Origin of the sequence: Kosakonia sp. 1610, from assembly GCF_050435845.1 — a bacterium.
Classification (GTDB): Bacteria; Pseudomonadota; Gammaproteobacteria; order Enterobacterales; family Enterobacteriaceae; genus Kosakonia; species Kosakonia cowanii.
The window spans coordinates 22,384-40,191 of record NZ_JBNDKZ010000016.1 but is presented as its reverse complement, the minus strand read 5'-3'; the positions used below and the strand labels follow the sequence as shown (position 1 = coordinate 40,191).

General features: G+C 60.6%; 15 protein-coding genes. 11 read left to right on the top strand and 4 right to left on the bottom strand.

Translation table 11 applies throughout. The features are described from left to right. Nucleotides 1-356: 356 nt before the first annotated feature. From mfd to ABIC80_RS23630, 3 genes are all read right to left on the bottom strand, one after another. Complete coding sequence (gene mfd, locus ABIC80_RS23640; RefSeq protein WP_429178766.1) at nucleotides 357-3,803, bottom strand: transcription-repair coupling factor; 3,447 nt, start codon at nucleotides 3,801-3,803, stop codon at nucleotides 357-359. Nucleotides 3,804-3,913: 110 nt separating this feature from the next. Continuing rightward, nucleotides 3,914-4,987, bottom strand: coding sequence for an acyltransferase family protein (locus ABIC80_RS23635; RefSeq protein WP_200579367.1), 1,074 nt, complete (start codon nucleotides 4,985-4,987; stop codon nucleotides 3,914-3,916). Further along, nucleotides 4,984-5,184, bottom strand: a complete 201-nt coding sequence (locus ABIC80_RS23630) for a hypothetical protein (protein WP_200579368.1) — start codon at nucleotides 5,182-5,184, stop codon at nucleotides 4,984-4,986. The genes ABIC80_RS23635 and ABIC80_RS23630 overlap by 4 nt, the downstream gene beginning before the upstream one ends. A gap of 92 nt (nucleotides 5,185-5,276) precedes the next feature. Here ABIC80_RS23630 and lolC point away from each other — a divergent pair, with 92 nt between their 5' ends. The 11 genes from lolC (at nucleotide 5,277) to crtB (ending at nucleotide 17,240) form a co-directional block, all read left to right on the top strand. Then, nucleotides 5,277-6,476 carry a lipoprotein-releasing ABC transporter permease subunit LolC gene (gene lolC / locus ABIC80_RS23625; protein WP_429178764.1) on the top strand — a complete coding sequence of 400 codons (1,200 nt, stop codon included), beginning with the start codon at nucleotides 5,277-5,279 and terminating at the stop codon, nucleotides 6,474-6,476. Continuing rightward, on the top strand, nucleotides 6,469-7,170 hold the full coding sequence (gene lolD, locus ABIC80_RS23620) for a lipoprotein-releasing ABC transporter ATP-binding protein LolD (protein ID WP_263752647.1): 702 nt from the start codon (nucleotides 6,469-6,471) through the stop codon (nucleotides 7,168-7,170). Before lolC ends, lolD begins: the two co-directional genes overlap by 8 nt. After that, nucleotides 7,170-8,414, top strand: a complete 1,245-nt coding sequence (gene lolE / locus ABIC80_RS23615) for a lipoprotein-releasing ABC transporter permease subunit LolE (protein ID WP_094420209.1) — start codon at nucleotides 7,170-7,172, stop codon at nucleotides 8,412-8,414. The genes lolD and lolE overlap by 1 nt, the downstream gene beginning before the upstream one ends. 36 nt (nucleotides 8,415-8,450) lie before the next feature. Further along, complete coding sequence (nagK, locus tag ABIC80_RS23610; RefSeq protein WP_242389684.1) at nucleotides 8,451-9,368, top strand: N-acetylglucosamine kinase; 918 nt, start codon at nucleotides 8,451-8,453, stop codon at nucleotides 9,366-9,368. Between the two features lie 10 nt (nucleotides 9,369-9,378). Beyond that, on the top strand, nucleotides 9,379-10,200 hold the full coding sequence (gene cobB / locus ABIC80_RS23605) for a Sir2 family NAD+-dependent deacetylase (RefSeq protein WP_128483175.1): 822 nt from the start codon (nucleotides 9,379-9,381) through the stop codon (nucleotides 10,198-10,200). A 253-nt stretch (nucleotides 10,201-10,453) separates the two neighbouring features. Continuing rightward, entirely contained in the window at nucleotides 10,454-11,371 is a 918-nt protein-coding gene (locus ABIC80_RS23600; RefSeq protein ID WP_076769696.1) for a polyprenyl synthetase family protein, read from the top strand. A gap of 3 nt (nucleotides 11,372-11,374) precedes the next feature. Beyond that, nucleotides 11,375-12,403 carry a type 2 isopentenyl-diphosphate Delta-isomerase gene (fni, locus tag ABIC80_RS23595; RefSeq protein WP_429178762.1) on the top strand — a complete coding sequence of 343 codons (1,029 nt, stop codon included), beginning with the start codon at nucleotides 11,375-11,377 and terminating at the stop codon, nucleotides 12,401-12,403. Beyond that, on the top strand, nucleotides 12,400-13,665 hold the full coding sequence (locus ABIC80_RS23590; RefSeq protein WP_429178760.1) for a glycosyltransferase: 1,266 nt from the start codon (nucleotides 12,400-12,402) through the stop codon (nucleotides 13,663-13,665). Before fni ends, ABIC80_RS23590 begins: the two co-directional genes overlap by 4 nt. Next, nucleotides 13,662-14,837, top strand: coding sequence for a lycopene beta-cyclase CrtY (gene crtY / locus ABIC80_RS23585; RefSeq protein ID WP_429178758.1), 1,176 nt, complete (start codon nucleotides 13,662-13,664; stop codon nucleotides 14,835-14,837). The genes ABIC80_RS23590 and crtY overlap by 4 nt, the downstream gene beginning before the upstream one ends. Continuing rightward, the gene (locus ABIC80_RS23580; protein ID WP_429178756.1) at nucleotides 14,830-16,311 is read left to right on the top strand and encodes a phytoene desaturase; all 1,482 of its coding nucleotides are present in this window, start codon (nucleotides 14,830-14,832) and stop codon (nucleotides 16,309-16,311) included. The genes crtY and ABIC80_RS23580 overlap by 8 nt, the downstream gene beginning before the upstream one ends. Continuing rightward, nucleotides 16,308-17,240, top strand: a complete 933-nt coding sequence (crtB, locus tag ABIC80_RS23575) for a 15-cis-phytoene synthase CrtB (protein ID WP_429178754.1) — start codon at nucleotides 16,308-16,310, stop codon at nucleotides 17,238-17,240. Before ABIC80_RS23580 ends, crtB begins: the two co-directional genes overlap by 4 nt. On the opposite strand, the gene ABIC80_RS23570 is transcribed toward crtB, so the two are convergent. Continuing rightward, the gene (locus ABIC80_RS23570) at nucleotides 17,173-17,724 is read right to left on the bottom strand and encodes a sterol desaturase family protein (RefSeq protein WP_200133267.1); all 552 of its coding nucleotides are present in this window, start codon (nucleotides 17,722-17,724) and stop codon (nucleotides 17,173-17,175) included. The two genes, crtB and ABIC80_RS23570, sit on opposite strands and share 68 nt — an antisense overlap. Nucleotides 17,725-17,808: the final 84 nt, after the last annotated feature.

The following is a 17,808-nucleotide window of genomic DNA, read 5'->3' as shown; positions in this document are numbered from 1 at the left end:
AAACATGCCTGATGGCGCTGCGCTTATCAGGCCTACAAAAGGGCACGAACCCGTAGGCCGGATAAGGCGGTACGCCGCCATCCGGCAATAAAGCGGGCGGGGTGTTCGACCGTGGTTTCCAAAAATATGCCTGATGGCGCTGCGCTTATCAGGCCTACAAAAGAGCACGAACCCGTAGGCCGGATAAGGCAACGCCGCCATCCGGCAATAAAGCGAGCGGGGTGTTTGACCGTGGTTCCCAAAAACATGCCTGATGGCGCTGCGCTTATCAGGCTTACAAAAGAGCTCGATCCCGTAGGCCGGATAAGGCAGCGCCGCCATCCGGCAAAACGGCGCGCAGAGGCGCTAACCCGCCGTCAGGCGACGGCGTTCTCCGCCAGCTGCTGCATAAAGTTGCGTACCCACTCCATGCGGGTTTTGCGCTCGCTCAACTCCTGCAAAAACTTCAGCCGCGTCGGGCCATCGAGGCGGAAATGCTGCGGCTGCTTCTGCAATAAGCCAATCAACCACGCCGGGTTAACGTGATTCTTCTCGTTAAACTCAATCAGGCCGCCTTTATCATTCCCCTCCAGCTTGCGGATCCCCAGCTTCTGCGCTTGCTGGCGCAACATGGCGATATCAAGCAGATTACGCGCGGCATCCGGCAGCAGGCCAAAGCGGTCAATCAGCTCAACCTTGATCTCCTCAAGGGCGTTCTCATCTTTCGCGCTGGCAATGCGTTTATAGAACGACAGGCGCGTATTCACATCAGGAATAAAATCATCCGGCAGCAGGGCAGGCATGCGCAGCTCCACCTCCGTTTGCTGGCTGGTAAGATCCTCCAGCGACGGCTCACGACCCTCTTTCAGCGCATCGACGGCATTCTCCAGCAGCTCCATATAGAGCGAGAAACCGATGGTCTCCATCTGCCCGCTCTGATCCTCACCGAGCAGTTCACCCGCACCACGGATCTCCAGATCGTGAGTCGCCAGCGCAAAGCCAGCGCCCAGATCCTCCAGCGAGGCAATTGCTTCAAGGCGTTTTTGCGCATCGGTGGTCATCGCCTTCGGATGCGGCGTCAGCAGCCAGGCATAGGCCTGGTGATGCGAACGCCCGACGCGACCGCGCAGCTGGTGCAGCTGTGCGAGGCCAAAGTGGTCGGCGCGCTCAATAATGATGGTATTGGCGGTGGGAATATCGATCCCGGTTTCGATAATGGTGGTGCAGACCAGCACGTTGAACCGTTGATGGTGGAAATCATTCATCACCCGCTCCAGCTCGCGCTCGCGCATCTGGCCGTGGCCGATGGCGATACGCGCTTCCGGCACCAGCTCCGCCAGCCGGTCGGCCGCTTTCTGGATGTTCTCCACATCGTTATAGAGGTAGTAAACCTGGCCGCCGCGCAGCACTTCACGCAGGATCGCCTCGCGCACCACCAGGTTGTCATACTCGCGAACAAAGGTTTTCACCGCCAGACGGCGCGCGGGAGGTGTGGCAATAATCGACAGATCGCGCATGCCGCTCATCGCCATATTCAGCGTGCGCGGGATCGGCGTCGCGGTGAGCGTCAGAATATCAACGTCGGCGCGCATCGCTTTAATGCGCTCTTTATGCCGCACGCCGAAACGGTGCTCCTCATCGACAATCAACAGCCCCAAATCCTTCATTTTCACATCGTTTTGCAGCAGCTTATGCGTGCCGATCAGAATGTCGATCTTCCCTTCGGCGGCCTGTTCAAGGATCTGCGCCTGCTCTTTGGCGCTGCGAAAACGCGACAGCATCTCAATTCGCACCGGCCAGTTGGCAAAGCGGTCGCGGAAATTATCGAAGTGCTGCTGGGCGAGCAGGGTGGTCGGCACCAGCACCGCCACTTGTTTATTGTTCTCGATAGCAAGGAAGGCGGCGCGCATCGCCACTTCGGTTTTACCAAAGCCGACATCGCCGCACACCAGCCGATCCATCGCCAGTGGCTGGCACATATCGCTCAGCACGGCATTGATGGCCTGGGCCTGATCCGGGGTGGTTTCGAAGGGGAAACCGTCGCAAAAGAGCTGGTATTGTTCGCGATCGTGTTTAAACGCGAAGCCCGACTTCGCCGCGCGCTGGGCGTAAATATCCAGCAGTTCCGCCGCCACGTCGCGCACCTTCTCCGCCGCTTTTTGCCGCGCGCGCGTCCAGGCATCGCTGCCCAGTTTATGCAGCGGGGCGTTATCTTCCGCGCCGCCAGCATAGCGGCTGATGAGATGGAGCGACGAAACCGGAACATAGAGTTTGGCGTCGTTGGCATAGGTCAGCATCAGGTACTCTGCGGTGATGCCGCCCGCTTCCAGCGTCGTCATCCCGGCATAGCGGCCAACGCCGTGCTCAAAGTGCACCACCGGCTGGCCGTCATGCAGCTCAGCGAGGTTGCGAATCAGCGTATCGGGGTTGATGGTGCGGCGCGTATCCTGGCGGCGGCGCGCAACGCGCTCACCCAGCAGATCGCCTTCGCAAATCAGCGCCCGGTTACGCAGCGTATCAATAAACCCGCGCTCGGCGGCACCGATCATCAGCCACGCGCCCGGCGCGCTGGCATCATCCAGACGCAGAGCGCGTTTTGGCGCAACTTTAATGCGTGCCAGCAGTTCGAGCAGCGCTTCGCGACGCCCCTCGCTCTCGACGGAAAAGACCACCGGGCCGCTGAAGGACTCAAGGAATTTACGCAGATTATCCAGCGGCGACTTCTGCTGCGCCTGCACCGAGAGATCCGGCAGGCTCTGGTAACCGAGGTTTATCTGGCCCGCTTTATCCGCCACCTGTTCGGTTTTGAGCTGAATGCGCGGCCATTTTTTCAGTTCGCTGAACAGCGCATCCACCCGCAGCCAGAGTGCTTCCGGCGGTAACAGCGGGCGCATCGGATCAACGCCGCGGTTCTCATAGCGTGCCTGCGCATCCTGCTGGAAACGCTCGGCGCTGGCTTCCAGATCGCCAGTATTCACCAGCAGCGTGTTGGCCGGAAAGTAGCTAAAGAGCGGCGGTAGCGGTTCGCTGAAAAAGAGCGGCTGCCAGTATTCGATCCCGGCGGGCAGGGTGCCTTTGCTCACCTGCTGATAGATATGCTCCGCGTCGCGCTTCACCTCGAACTTATCGCGCCACTGGCTGCGGAAAAGCTCGATGGCGGTCTTATCGGTCGGAAACTCATGGGCCGGAAGCAGATTAATCGCCTCCACCTCTTCGAGCGTGCGCTGGGTATCGGCATCAAACAGGCGCAGGCTGTCGATCTCATCATCGAAAAAGTCGAGGCGGTAAGGCTGGCTGCTGCCCATCGGGAAAAGATCGAGCAGCGCGCCACGAGTGGCATATTCGCCATGCTCCATCACCTGATCGACATGGCGGTAACCGGCGCTATCAAGCTGCGTACGCAGTTGATCCCGCGACAGGCGCTGCCCCTTTTTCATCACCAGCGCGTGACCGTGCAGATAGCTGTGCGGGCAGACGCGCTGCATCAGCGTATTGACTGAGACAATCAGCACGCCGCGCTGCATCGCAGGCAGCTGGTAAAGGGTGGAGAGACGGGAGGAGACAATCTCCTGGTGCGGCGAAAAGCTGTCGTAGGGCAGCGTTTCCCAGTCCGCGAGGTTCATCACCAGGTTGTCGGTAAACTGGCTAATCTCATCATGTAAACGCAGCGCGTTCTGCATATCCGGGGCGATAAGCACAACCGGACCGGCGTGTCGTTCAATGATTTCTGCCACTTCGGTGGCGCAGGCCGCGCCGGTAAGCTCGCCAAACTGGCGCTGGTCACCCGCTTTTGACGGCAGGGAATAACGGTATTGTTCAGGCATGGGGATATGAAGATCTCATTATGGATATACCCCCGTTATGGGGGCATATCCTTGATACGCAATACGAGGATTATGTGTGATTACGTGAGTTTAGCCAAGAAATCGCCCTGTCAGCGTGCTGTCGCCGCCGAAAGGTGCTTTGTTGGCGGGGTAAAAAAGAGATCGCCAAACAGCGCGGAGGAGAGTTTACGCACCATCAGCCCGACCAGCGTACAGATCAGCAGCACCGCCGCCGGATAGGCAATCAGCACCGCCAGCTCGACCGCAGGCGGCCAGACGCCGGCGTTAAGCGGTTTGATCAGCGCCAGGCTAAAACCCTCCACCAGAATGCGGTGGGTGGTGTAGATCGCCAGCGTATTGGAGCCGACGACATTAAGCAGGCTCTTTTCGCTCGGCGGGAAGCGTTTCTCCATCTCCTGGAAGAGGCGCATGATGCCGACAATCGACAGCAGGCAGAGCGGCAGCGGCATATTGAACATCCACAGCCCAAACGCCACCACCACGGCGACAATAAACAGCAGGGCGTAGCGGCGCAGCGAGACGGTTTTAACAAACTCCATCACCTGCATACCGTACCAGGCACCGAGGCTGTAGAAGATCATATTGCGCACGACGCTGTTCATTCCCCACCACGGCAGCGGCAGGTAGTTAATCGCCAGGCTTGCCACAATCATCAGCGCCAGCATCGGCACTTTCCAGCGGCTGAGCAGTTTACACAGCGTGAAGTAGACCACTAATGCGTAGAGATACCAGAGGCTGGTAGTGGCGGTCAGCATGCCGTATAAAAATCCTTGCCAGCTGTCGGCATAGGCGGCGTTTGACGAGTTGCTGAGATCGCGCTCCGGCGCCAGCCAGTCGTTAAGATGGCTTAGGCCCACCCACTGCAATACGCCCCACAGCGCCAGCACATAGACAATGCTCCAGATCCGTTTATCGATGGCGTCTTTCCATGGCACATCATCGATATAGCGGCGGATCAGAAAGCCGGAGATAAAAAAGAACACCGGCATGCGGAACGGCGCGAGATAGAGGTTGAAATAGATCCAGCACTTGGAGAGCGTTTCTGACCAGGGATGCTGGAAGACCGAGAGGTGTGGATAAAAGGTAATAACCGAGTGGTAAATCACCACCAGGCAAATGCAAAGTCCTTTTATCTGGTTTATCCATAATGTTTTCTGTTTCATTCGTTTTGTGCCTGTTGTTGCCATAATCCCGGCAAACGATCCTGGCCATACAAACGCTGAATGTAACGGGAAAGAGTCTGGATATATTCATTTTCGGAATAAGTGGAGGCTAAGAAATCGACAGATTGCCAATTTACCGGCGCACAACAGGCGCTCTGGCGAAAGTAGCGATTTGATTTTTCGACTTTTTTTGACATTAATCAGATGAATTCTTACGCTATCACGCATTTACGCTCTCACCTTTCGCTTATATACTCCTGACTCTGCTCACAGCAACCAGACGGATTTCATGTATCAGCCTGTCACTCTCTTCATAGGTCTACGCTATATGCGTGGACGCGCGGCGGACCGCTTTGGCCGCTTTGTCTCCTGGCTGTCAACCATTGGCATCACCCTGGGCGTTATGGCGCTGGTGACGGTGTTATCGGTGATGAACGGCTTCGAGCGCGAACTGCAAAACAACATCCTTGGGCTGATGCCCCAGGCTACCCTGACGACCCAGAAAGGCTCGCTCAACCCGCAACAGCTTCCGGCCAGCAGCGTTAAGCTGCAGGGCGTGTCGCGCATTGCGCCGCTGACCACCGGCGATGTGGTGCTGCAAAGCGCGCGCAGCGTCGCGGTTGGCGTGATGCTCGGTATCGATCCGGCGCAGAAAGATCCGCTGACGCCGTTTCTGGTTAACGTGCAGCAAAACCAGCTGCAGGCGGGTAAATACAACATCATTCTCGGCGAGCTGTTGGCCAGCCAGTTGGGCGTTACCCGCGGCGACCAAATCCGCGTGATGGTCCCCTCTGCCAGCCAGTTCACGCCAATGGGACGCCTGCCGAGCCAGCGCCTCTTCACGGTGGTGGGCACTTTCGCCGCTAACAGCGAAGTGGACGAGTACCAGATGCTGGTCAATATCGACGATGCCTCGCGCCTGATGCGCTACCCGGCGGGCAATATCACCGGCTGGCGTTTATGGCTCAATGAGCCGCTGAAAGTGGATGTGCTCAGCCAGCAAACGTTGCCGGAAGGCACCCAGTGGCATGACTGGCGCGATCGTAAAGGCGAGCTCTTCCAGGCTGTGCGCATGGAGAAAAACATGATGGGGCTGCTGTTGAGCCTGATCGTCGCCGTCGCCGCCTTTAACATCATTACTTCGCTTGGCCTGATGGTGATGGAGAAGCAGGGCGAGGTTGCCATTCTGCAAACCCAGGGCTTAACGCCGCGCCAGATCATGGCGGTGTTTATGGTGCAGGGCGCCAGCGCCGGGATTATCGGTGCGCTGCTTGGTGCCGGGCTGGGGGCGCTTTTGGCCAGCCAGTTAAATAATTTAATGCCGATTATCGGCGCGCTGCTCGACGGCGCGGCGCTGCCGGTGGCGATCGATCCGCTGCAGGTGGTTGGCATTGCGCTGGTGGCGATGGCCATTGCGCTACTTTCGACGCTTTACCCTTCCTGGCGCGCTGCCGCCACTCAACCCGCTGAGGCTTTACGTTATGAATAAGATCCTGTTGCAATGCGACAACCTGTGCAAACGCTATCAGGAAGGCAGTGTGCAGACCGATGTGCTGCACAATGTCAGCTTCAGCATGGCGGAAGGGGAGCTGATGGCGATTGTCGGCAGCTCCGGCTCCGGGAAAAGTACGCTCCTGCACCTGCTCGGCGGGCTGGATACGCCGACTTCCGGCGACGTCATTTTTGGCGAACGCCCGATGAGCAAACTCTCCTCCACGGCGAAGGCCGAGTTGCGTAACCGCGAGCTGGGCTTTATCTACCAGTTCCACCACCTGCTGCCGGACTTTACCGCGCTGGAAAACGTGGCGATGCCGCTGCTGATCGGCAAGAAAAAACCGGCCGAGATCGACACCCGCGCCCGCGAGATGCTGCGCGCCGTTGGCCTGGAGCACCGCGCCGGCCATCGCCCGTCTGAACTCTCCGGCGGTGAGCGTCAGCGCGTCGCCATTGCCCGCGCGCTGGTTAACAACCCGCGTCTGGTGCTGGCGGATGAACCGACCGGCAACCTTGATGCCCGCAACGCCGACAGCATCTTTGAACTGCTCGGTGAGCTGAACCGCACCCAGGGCACCGCCTTCCTGGTGGTGACCCACGATCTGCAACTGGCAAAGCGCATGAACCGCCAGCTGGAGATGCGCGACGGCCATCTGAAAACCGACCTGACCCTGATGGGGGCTGAGTAATGGCATCCCCGCTGTCATTATTAATCGGCCTGCGCTTTAGCCGCGGCCGTCGCCGTAGCGGCATGGTGTCGCTGATCTCGGTTATCTCCACCGTCGGTATTGCGCTCGGTGTGGCCGTGCTGATTGTTGGCCTGAGCGCAATGAACGGCTTTGAACGTGAGCTGAACAACCGCATTCTGGCGGTGGTGCCGCACGGCGAAATCGAGCCGGTGAATCAGCCGTGGAACGGCTGGGAAACGGTGCTTGGCAAAGTGCAAAAAGTGCCGGGCATCGCCGCTGCCGCGCCCTATATCAACTTTACCGGGCTGGTGGAGAGCGGGGCGAACCTGCGCGCTATTCAGGTTAAAGGCGTTGATCCGGCGCAGGAGATGCAGCTCAGCGCGCTGCCGAAGTTTGTGCAGGGCGATGCGTGGAAAGGCTTTAGCGCCGGCTCCCAGCAGATCATCCTCGGCAAAGGGGTGGCAGACGCCCTGAAAGTGAAGCAGGGCGACTGGGTCTCGATCATGATCCCCAACTCCGATGACGCGCATAAATTGTTGCAGCCAAAACGCGTGCGCCTGCATGTCACCGGTATTCTGCAACTGAGCGGCCAGCTCGATCACAACTACGCGATGATCCCGCTGGCAGATGCGCAGAACTATCTCGATATGGGCAGCAGCGTCACCGGCATCGCCATTAAAGTGAACGACGTGTTTAACGCCCAAAAGCTGGTGCGCGATGCGGGCGAAGTGACCAACAGCTATGTCTATATCAAAAGCTGGATCGGCAAATATGGCTACATGTACCGCGATATTCAGATGATCCGCGCGATTATGTATCTGGCGATGGTGCTGGTGATTGGCGTCGCCTGCTTCAACATCGTCTCGACGCTGGTAATGGCGGTGAAAGATAAGAGCGGTGATATCGCCGTGCTGCGTACGCTGGGCGCGAAAGATGGCTTGATCCGGGCGATTTTCGTCTGGTACGGTCTGCTGGCGGGGCTGTTTGGCAGCCTCTGCGGTGCGGTAATTGGCGTCATTGTTTCGTTGCAACTGACGCCGATTATTAACGGTATTGAGAAGCTTATCGGCCATCAGTTCCTGTCGGGGGATATCTACTTTATCGACTTCCTGCCGTCGGAACTCCATCCACTGGATGTGGTGTACGTGCTGGTGACGGCGTTGCTGTTGAGCCTGCTGGCGAGCTGGTATCCGGCGCGCCGGGCAAGCAACATCGATCCGGCAAGGGTGCTGAGCGGGCAGTAATCCCGCGGGTCACGGCGCCACAACGAAGGAGTGGCAATGCACTACGGGTTTGATATTGGCGGCAGTAAAATCGCGCTCGGCCTCTTTGACGCCGGGCGGCGGTTACAGTGGGAAACGCGTATTGCCACGCCCCACGAAAGTTACGACGCCTTTCTGCAGGCTATCGCCGCGCTGGTGGCGGAAGCCGATCGCCGCAGCGGCGTGAAGGGCAGCGTCGGCATTGGCATTCCAGGGATCCCGGAAACCGCCGATGGCACGCTTTATGCTGCCAATCTACCCGCCGCCAGCGGGCAGGCGCTTCGCCGCGATCTCAGCCATCTGCTCGATCGCGACGTGCGTATCGATAACGATGCCAACTGTTTTACCCTTTCAGAAGCCTGGGATGAGGAGTTCCGCCACTATCCGCTGGTGATGGGGCTGATCCTCGGCACTGGCGTCGGCGGCGGGCTGGTATTTAACGGCAAATCGATCCCCGGGCGGCGCTTTATCACCGGCGAATTTGGCCATATCCGCCTACCCGTCGATGCACTCTCCCTGATGGGCTTTGATTTTCCCCTTTTGCGCTGCGGCTGCGGCAACATCGGCTGTATTGAGAACTATCTCTCCGGTCGCGGTTTTGCGTGGCTCTACCAACACTTCTATCATCAGACTCTGACAGCGCCGGAAATTATCGCGCGCTGGGAGCAGGGCGAGGCAAACGCGCGGGCGCATGTTGAGCGCTACGTCGACTTGCTGGCGGTCTGCCTTGGCAATATTTTGACGATTATCGACCCGGATCTGATGGTGATTGGCGGCGGATTATCCAACTTCAGCGCGCTGACCCGGCTGCTGCCGGATCGCATCGCGCCGCATCTGTTACCGGCCGGCGACGTTCCCCGTATCGAACGCGCGCGCCACGGCGACGCGGGCGGTATGCGCGGCGCGGCCTTCCTTCACCTTGCAGACCACTCCTGAGAGGATGCCCATGCAATCGCGACGTTCACATCGTCTCAGCCGTTTTCGCCGCAACAAGCGCCGCCTGCGCGAGCGCTTACGCCAGCGAATTTTTTTCCGCGACATAATGGTGCATGACGTAATGGAAAAACCGAGAGTTGTTGTCTTAACCGGGGCGGGGATCTCCGCTGAATCCGGTATCCGAACCTTCCGCGCTGCGGATGGCCTGTGGGAAGAGCATCATGTGGAAGATGTGGCGACGCCGGAAGGTTTCGCCCGCAATCCGCAGCTGGTGCAGCGCTTCTATAACGATCGCCGCCGCCAGCTACAGCAGCCGGAGATCGCGCCGAACGCCGCGCATCTGGCGCTGGCGCAGCTGGAAGAGGCGCTGGGCGATCGCTTTTTGCTGATCACGCAGAATATCGACAACCTGCACGAGCGCGCCGGGAATCAGCACATTATCCATATGCATGGCGAGCTGCTGAAAGTGCGCTGTTCGCAGAGCGGGCAGGTGCTGGAGTGGACCGGCGATGTCACCGAAGAGGATAAGTGCCACTGCTGCCAGTTCCCCGCGCCGCTGCGCCCGCACGTGGTGTGGTTTGGCGAAATGCCGCTCGGCATGGATGAGATCTACAGCGCGCTGGCGATGGCGGATCTCTTTATCGCCATTGGTACTTCCGGGCATGTCTATCCCGCCGCCGGGTTTGTCCATGAGGCGAAGCTGCACGGCGCGCATACCGTGGAACTCAACCTCGAACCGAGCCAGGTCGGCAGCGAGTTTGAAGAGAAGCAGTATGGGCTGGCAAGCGAGGTTGTTCCGGCGTTCGTCGACAAGCTGCTGAAAGGGTTATAAGCGCCTCGCCCGGTCGCGCAAGGTTGACCGGGCGGCTATGTTGTAATAATGTAAAAATTCTTATGAATTCGCTCGTTACGGAGCAAATGTCCCAATCTACGCTACGCTTTGCCAATACGACACAGCAGAGATTAGCGCCCAGGCTGCGCGGAGTTTTTTACGCACTCCGACGAGCGCAGCAGGCTAACCGCTGCCCTCACGCTCTGACTTATTTACCCGGCCATCGCTTTAAGGATAACGAGGGACAGCCACGATGAATCTCAACCACGACGCCCAATTGCAGACCTTACGCGACGCGCTGCAACAACGCCTCGATCACCTGTTACCCGCCGGTGCGCAGCAGGATCAGATCTACAGCGCGATGCGCGAAGGCACCCTGGTGGCGGGCAAGCGTGTGCGCCCGCTGCTGCTGATGCTGGCCGCGCACGATCTTGGCTGCGATGTTGACCAGCGTGGGCTGCTCGATCTCGCCTGTGCCGTCGAAATGGTGCACGCCGCCTCGCTGATGCTGGACGATATCCCCTGTATGGATAACGCCGCGCTGCGCCGTGGACGCCCAACCATTCATCGCCAGTATGGTGAAAACGTCGCCATTCTGGCCGCCGTTGCGCTGCTGAGCCGCGCCTTTGGCGTGGTGGCGGAGGCGCAGGGCTTGTCGGCCGCCTGCAAAGCGGCATCCGTCGCGGAACTCTCCACCGCCGTGGGGCTTCAGGGGCTGGTACAGGGGCAGTTTCTCGATCTGCATGAGGGCGACAAGGCGCGCAGCCCGGAAGCTATCCAGCTGACCAATGAGTTAAAAACCAGCCGCTTGTTTGATGCCACGCTGCAAATGGCGGCCATTGCGGCCGAGGCTTCGCCGCAGGTACGTGAGCGGCTGCGCTGTTTTGCCCTCGATCTCGGCCAGGCGTTCCAGCTAATGGACGATCTCACCGACGGGCTGAACGGCACCGGCAAAGATCTCAACAAAGATGACGGTAAATCGACGCTGGTGGCGATGCTGGGCGCGGAGGTGGTGCATCAGCGCCTGAGCGACCATCTGCGTAGCGCCGATGAACATCTTGCTAACGCCTGCCCGCGCGGCGTCTCTACGCGCCGCTTTATGCGCGCCTGGTTCGATAAACAGATGACGCTGTTTGGCGAGAGCCGGGCGACGACGCTGCCGGGGTGCTAGCGAATGAAGGATCTGGCGAAACGTAAAAACGATCACCTCGATATTGTCCTTAACAGCCCACACAGCGCCATGAAACGCACCACCGGCTTTGAGCAGTGGCGCTTTGAACACTGCGCGATGCCGGAACTGCATCTGGATGAGATCGATCTCGGCTGCAGGTTGTTTGGCAAAACCCTGCGCGCGCCGCTGTTGATCAGTTCCATGACCGGCGGTGCCAGCCGTGCGGCGATGATTAACCGCCATCTGGCGCAGGCCGCGCAGCAGCTTGGTCTGGCGATGGGGGTTGGCTCACAGCGCGTGGCGCTGGAGAGCAGAGAGAACTCTGGCTTAACCCGTGAACTGCGCCAGCTGGCGCCGGATATCGCGCTGCTCTCAAACCTCGGCGCGGCACAAATTGCCGGGCCTGACGGCGTGGATTATGCCCGTCGCGCGGTGGAGATGATTGAAGCCGACGCGCTGATTATTCACCTCAATCCACTGCAGGAAGCGCTGCAAAGCGGTGGCGATCGCGACTGGCGCGGCGTGCTGGCAGCGATTGAGAAAACCGTGGCGGCGCTGCCCGTTCCGGTGGTGGTTAAAGAGGTGGGTGCCGGATTATCCGTCAACGTCGCGCGCCAGTTGCGCGACGCCGGTGTGGCGATGCTTGATGTCGCCGGGGCAGGCGGCACCAGCTGGGCGGCGGTGGAGGGCGAGCGCGCCGCGCAGGCTCATCATCGCGCCGTGGCAATGGCCTTTGCCAACTGGGGCATTCCGACCGCGCAGGCGCTGACCGACCTGCAACAGGCGATGCCGGAGATGCCGCTTATCGCCTCCGGCGGCATTGCGAACGGTATCGACGCGGCGAAAGCGCTGCGGCTGGGTGCCTCGCTGGTGGGCCAGGCTGCGGCCGTGCTCGGCAGCGCCACCATCTCATGTGAAACCGTCGCCGCCCACTTCCAGGTAGTGATCGATCAACTTCGTGTCGCCTGTTTCTGCACCGGCAGCGCTAACCTGGAGGCGCTACGCCAGGCGACGCTGGTGCGTGAAGCATGAGCCACTATGCTGTGATCTCACCGCCGCTCTACAGCCATATGCGCGCGCTGGAAGCGCTGGCGCAGGCGCTTATCGCGCGCGGGCACCGCATCACCTTTGTTAATCAGGCCGGGGCGCAGCAGTTATTGCAGGATCCGCGCATCGGCTTTTGCGCGGTCGGCGAGAAGAGCCATCCGCCCGCCCGCCTGCAACGCACTTTACGCCTGATGGCCCATCCCGCAGGGCCGGGTATTATTCGGCTGATCAAGGATCTGGCAAGCACCACCGATATGCTCTGCCACGCGCTGCCTGCCGCGCTGATGCAGCTTAGCGTCGACGGGGTGATTGTCGATCAGATGGAGCCTGCCGGTGGACTGGCGGCAGAGTCGCTGGGCTTGCCGTTTGTCTCCGTCGCCTGCGCGCTGCCCGTTAACCGGGATGAAACCATCCCGCTGCCGGTAATGCCATTTCGCTACGCACCCGGCGAGCGGCGCAAAAAACTCTACCGCGCCAGCACCCAGGTTTATGACAAGGTGATGGCGCGCCAGAATGCCGTGATTGCGCGTCATGCATGTCGCTTTGGGCTGCCTGCGCGTAACGCGATGCATGAGTGCCTCTCGCCGCTGGCGCAGATCAGCCAGACGCTGGCCTGCTTCGATTTCCCGCGCCAGCTTCCCGCCTGGTTCCACGCGGTCGGGCCGCTGCGCCAGCCGCAAGCGATCGCACCTGTTAGCCAGTCTCACGCTGAACGCCCGCTGATTTTTGCTTCCCTCGGCACCTTGCAGGGGCACCGCTACCGGCTGTTTCGCACCATCGCCCGCGCCTGTCGGCGCATGAATGTCCGCTTATTGATTGCCCACTGCGGCGGGCTGAACGCGCGCCAGATTGAGAAGCTAATCGCCCGCGGGGCGGAAGTGACCGACTTTGCCGATCAGACGGCGGTGATGCGCGACGCCGATGTGGTGGTCACCCACGGCGGCATGAATACCGTGATGGACGCCATCAATAGCACCACACCGATTCTGGTGATCCCGCTGGCCTTCGATCAGCCCGGCGTTGCGGCGCGGGTGAAGTACCACCAGATTGGTCGCCGGGTGTCACGCTTTGCCAGCAGTGCGCGGGTGGAGAAGAGCCTGCGCGCGCTGCTGGCGGATAATCGTTACGCCTCAAGGCTTGCCGCGATGCAGCAACCGTTGCAGCAGGCGGGCGGCGCACCGCGCGCGGCGCAGATTATTGAACTTGCGCTGACCAGCAGACAGCCGGTCATGGCGGGTGCGCTATGAGCGAGCGCTGGGATCTGATCCTCGTCGGCGGCGGGCTGGCGAACGGCCTTATCGCCTGGCGTCTGCACCATGCCCGGCCCGATCTGCGCCTGCTGATGGTTGAAGCGGGCGCGCAGCCGGGCGGCAATCACACCTGGTCTTTCCATCAGGCGGATCTGACGGAGGCGCAGCACCGCTGGATCGCCCCGCTGGTCAGCCACCGCTGGCCGGGGTACGAAGTGCGTTTTCCGGCGCGCCAGCGCACGCTGGAGGGCGGCTATCTCAGCATCAGCTCCGAGCACTTCGCGCAGAAAATTACCGACACCCTCGGCGCTGCGCTATTAACCGATACGCCGGTGGTGAGCCTGACGCCGCAGAGTGTTACCCTTGAGAGCGGCGAAACGCTGCACGCCGGGGCGGTGATTGACGGGCGCGGCTACCTGCCGGATGCCCATCTGACGCCCGGCTTTCAATCCTTCCTTGGCCAGCACTGGCAGCTTGCCGAGCCGCATCAGCTTCAGCAGCCGATTTTGATGGATGCCACCGTCAGCCAGGCGGACGGGTACCGTTTTGTCTACACCCTGCCGCTCTCGGCGCGTGAGGTGCTGATCGAAGACACCCACTATATTGATCGGCCCACCCTCAGCGGCGATGAGGCGCGTCAGCATATTGCTGATTACGCGCGCCAGCAGGGCTGGACGCTGACAACGCTGGTGCGCGAAGAGCAGGGCAACCTGCCGATCACGCTGGATGGCGATATCCGCGCCTTCTGGCAATCGCGCGCGCCGCAACCCTGTAGCGGCCTGCGCGCCGGGCTGTTTCACGCCACTACCGGTTACTCCCTGCCGCACGCGGTGGCGCTGGCGGATCTTATCGCTGAGCAGCCAGTGCCTGCGGGCGATAAACTCTTTACCCTGATCAAGCACTACGCCGAGCGCGTCTGGCGTCAGCAGCGCTTTTACCGCATGCTTAACCGCATGCTGTTTTTGGCGGGTGACGCCAGCGCGCGCTGGCAGGTGATGCAGCGCTTTTATGGCCTCAACCCGGCGCTCATCGCCCGGTTCTACGCCGACAGACTCACTTTTTTTGATAAAGCGCGGATCCTGACAGGAAAACCGCCGGTACCGGTGGGCGAAGCCATGCGCGCCGTACTTAAACACACACCTGGACTGCGAGCCTTCAATCATGAATAAAACCATCGTCATCGGGGCCGGATTTGGCGGGCTGGCGTTAGCCATTCGCCTGCAGGCGGCAGGCGTGCCGACCGTGCTGCTGGAGCAGCGCGACAAGCCGGGCGGCCGCGCCTATGTCTACCAGGATCAGGGCTTTACCTTTGACGCCGGGCCAACGGTGATTACCGATCCCAGCGCCATTGAAGAACTCTTTACCCTTGCGGGTAAAAAGATGGCGGATTACGTCGACCTGCTGCCGGTGACGCCGTTCTATCGCCTCTGCTGGGAGCAGGGGAAGGTGTTTGATTACGATAACGATCAGGCGCGACTTGAAGCGCAGATCCGCCGCTTTAACGAGCGCGACGTCGAGGGCTACCGCCGCTTTCTCGACTACTCAAAAGCGGTGTTTAAAGAGGGCTACCTGAAGCTCGGCACCGTCCCGTTCTTATCCTTCCGCGATATGCTGCGTGCTGGCCCGCAACTGATGCGCTTGCAGGCGTGGCGCAGCGTCTACAGCATGGTCTCCAAATTTATTGAAGATGAGCACCTGCGCCAGGCGTTCTCTTTCCACTCGCTGCTGGTGGGTGGTAACCCCTTTGCCACTTCGTCGATCTATACGCTGATCCACGCCCTGGAGCGGGAGTGGGGCGTCTGGTTTGCCCGCGGTGGCACCGGGGCGCTGGTGCAGGGAATGGTGAAGCTGTTTGAAGATCTCGGCGGCACGCTTGAACTCAATGCCGAAGTGAGCAAGCTGGAGGCAGAGGGTAAACGTATTACTGGCGTCCAGTTAAAAGATGGCCGCCGTATTGCCGCCGCCGCCGTCGCGTCGAACGCCGATGTGGTGCACACCTACGAGAAGCTGCTCGGCCACCATCCGACCGGGGCGAAACGCGCCGCCTCGCTGAAGCGTAAGCGCATGAGCAACTCGCTGTTTGTGCTCTATTTTGGTCTCAATTATCACCACGATCAGCTGGCGCACCACACCGTCTGCTTTGGGCCGCGCTATAAGGAGCTGATTGAGGAGATTTTCCACGGCGAAGCGCTGGCGGAGGACTTTTCCCTCTACCTGCACGCGCCTTGCGTTACCGACCCCTCGCTGGCACCGCCCGGCTGCGGCAGCTACTACGTCCTTGCGCCGGTGCCGCACCTTGGCACAGCGAAGATTGACTGGGCCGTCGAAGGGCCGCGCCTGCGCGATCGCATCTTTGCTTATCTGGAGCAGCACTATATGCCCGGCCTGCGCGAGCAACTGGTCACCGAGCGCATGTTTACCCCGGTTGATTTCCGCGACCAGCTTGGCGCGCACCTGGGCTCCGCCTTCTCCGTGGAGCCGATCCTGCGCCAGAGCGCCTGGTTCCGCCCCCATAACCGCGATAGCGAGATCGACAACCTCTACCTCGTCGGCGCAGGGACTCACCCTGGCGCGGGCATTCCTGGCGTGATTGGTTCGGCGAAAGCGACGGCGGGGCTGATGGTCGAGGCGCTCAGCGGATGAATGATGCGTTAATGAGCCATGCGACGGAGACGATTACCGTCGGCTCGAAAAGTTTTGCCACCGCCTCGAAGCTGTTTGATCCCGCCACACGGCGCAGCGCGCTGATGCTCTATGCCTGGTGCCGCTACTGCGATGATGTGATTGATGAGCAGGAGCTCGGCTTTCGCACTGCGCTGCCGCAGCAGGAGAGCGCGCTGGCGCGCCTTGAGATGCTGCGCGTTGAGACGCAGCGCGCCTTCGACGGCGAGGCGATGGGCGAACCGGCGTTTGCCGCTTTCCAGGAAGTGGTCACGCGCCATGAAATGCCCGCGCATCTCGCCTTTGCGCATCTCGAGGGCTTCGCGATGGACGTGCGCGAAACTCACTACCAGACCTTTGACGATACGCTGCGCTACTGTTATCACGTCGCGGGCGTGGTTGGCCTGATGATGGCGTGGATCATGGGCGTGCGCGATGAATTGGTGCTCGATCGCGCCTGCGATTTAGGGCTGGCGTTCCAGTTAACCAATATCGCCCGCGATATTGTTGAAGATGCGGAAAATGGGCGCTGTTATCTGCCTGCGCAGTGGCTGGCGGAGGAGGGGATGACGGCCAGAGAGATTGCCGACCCGGCGAAACGGCAGCATATCGCGCGGCTGGCGCGGCGACTGGTGATGGCCGCGGAACCCTATTACGCCTCGGCGAAAGCCGGATTGCGCGGTCTGCCGCTGCGCTCAGCGTGGGCGATTGCCGCCGCGCACGGCGTCTACCGGCAGATTGGCATTAAAGTGATGGCCGCCGGAGCGGCAGCGTGGGAACAGCGGCAGGGCACCAGCAAGGCCGAGAAGCTCGGCTTACTGGCGAAAGGCGCGGGGATGGCGCTTACTTCCCGTCTGTCGCGGCCTGCGCCGCGTCCTGCTCACCTGTGGCAGCGTCCGCGCGCGCGCTGACCTTCTCCTCATGCTCCGCCCGTTTGCGCTGGCGCAGGGTTTGTTGCAGATCCTCAACCGGCGGGGCATAGAGAAAACCAAACGAGACACAGTCGGCTTTGCCACGCACCGCGTGGTGCAGGCGGTGCGCCATATAGAGGCGTTTCAGATAGCCGCGGCGCGGCACGTAGCGAAACGGCCAGCGCTGATGCACCAGCCCGTCATGCACCATAAAGTAGAGCGCGCCATACAGCGTCATGCCTGCGCCAATCCACTGTAACGGCCAGAAACCGGCGGTGCCGAGGGCGATCAGTACAATCGCCAGCAGGGCGAAAACCACGGCGTAGAGATCGTTAACCTCAAAGGCGCCGGTGCGCGGTTCGTGGTGCGAGCGGTGCCAGCCCCATCCCCAGCCATGCATGACATATTTGTGCGCAAGCGTGGCGATAATCTCCATCGCGGCAACAGTGGCAAGCGTGATCAGCGTGTTCCATAAGACGAGCATCGGTATCCCTTATTAACCGGACATCCATTGACTCTAGTGCAGTCGCGCGGATACACAACGACAGCGGCGGGTTTTTTATCGCCA

Coding starts and splice junctions, on each gene's coding strand:
- mfd (WP_429178766.1), bottom strand. CDS start 3,803: ATGCCTGAACAATACCGTTATTCCCTGCCGTCAAAAGCGGGTGACCAG.
- ABIC80_RS23635 (WP_200579367.1), bottom strand. CDS start 4,987: ATGAAACAGAAAACATTATGGATAAACCAGATAAAAGGACTTTGCATT.
- ABIC80_RS23630 (WP_200579368.1), bottom strand. CDS start 5,184: ATGTCAAAAAAAGTCGAAAAATCAAATCGCTACTTTCGCCAGAGCGCC.
- lolC (WP_429178764.1), top strand. CDS start 5,277: ATGTATCAGCCTGTCACTCTCTTCATAGGTCTACGCTATATGCGTGGA.
- lolD (WP_263752647.1), top strand. CDS start 6,469: ATGAATAAGATCCTGTTGCAATGCGACAACCTGTGCAAACGCTATCAG.
- lolE (WP_094420209.1), top strand. CDS start 7,170: ATGGCATCCCCGCTGTCATTATTAATCGGCCTGCGCTTTAGCCGCGGC.
- nagK (WP_242389684.1), top strand. CDS start 8,451: ATGCACTACGGGTTTGATATTGGCGGCAGTAAAATCGCGCTCGGCCTC.
- cobB (WP_128483175.1), top strand. CDS start 9,379: ATGCAATCGCGACGTTCACATCGTCTCAGCCGTTTTCGCCGCAACAAG.
- ABIC80_RS23600 (WP_076769696.1), top strand. CDS start 10,454: ATGAATCTCAACCACGACGCCCAATTGCAGACCTTACGCGACGCGCTG.
- fni (WP_429178762.1), top strand. CDS start 11,375: ATGAAGGATCTGGCGAAACGTAAAAACGATCACCTCGATATTGTCCTT.
- ABIC80_RS23590 (WP_429178760.1), top strand. CDS start 12,400: ATGAGCCACTATGCTGTGATCTCACCGCCGCTCTACAGCCATATGCGC.
- crtY (WP_429178758.1), top strand. CDS start 13,662: ATGAGCGAGCGCTGGGATCTGATCCTCGTCGGCGGCGGGCTGGCGAAC.
- ABIC80_RS23580 (WP_429178756.1), top strand. CDS start 14,830: ATGAATAAAACCATCGTCATCGGGGCCGGATTTGGCGGGCTGGCGTTA.
- crtB (WP_429178754.1), top strand. CDS start 16,308: ATGAATGATGCGTTAATGAGCCATGCGACGGAGACGATTACCGTCGGC.
- ABIC80_RS23570 (WP_200133267.1), bottom strand. CDS start 17,724: ATGCTCGTCTTATGGAACACGCTGATCACGCTTGCCACTGTTGCCGCG.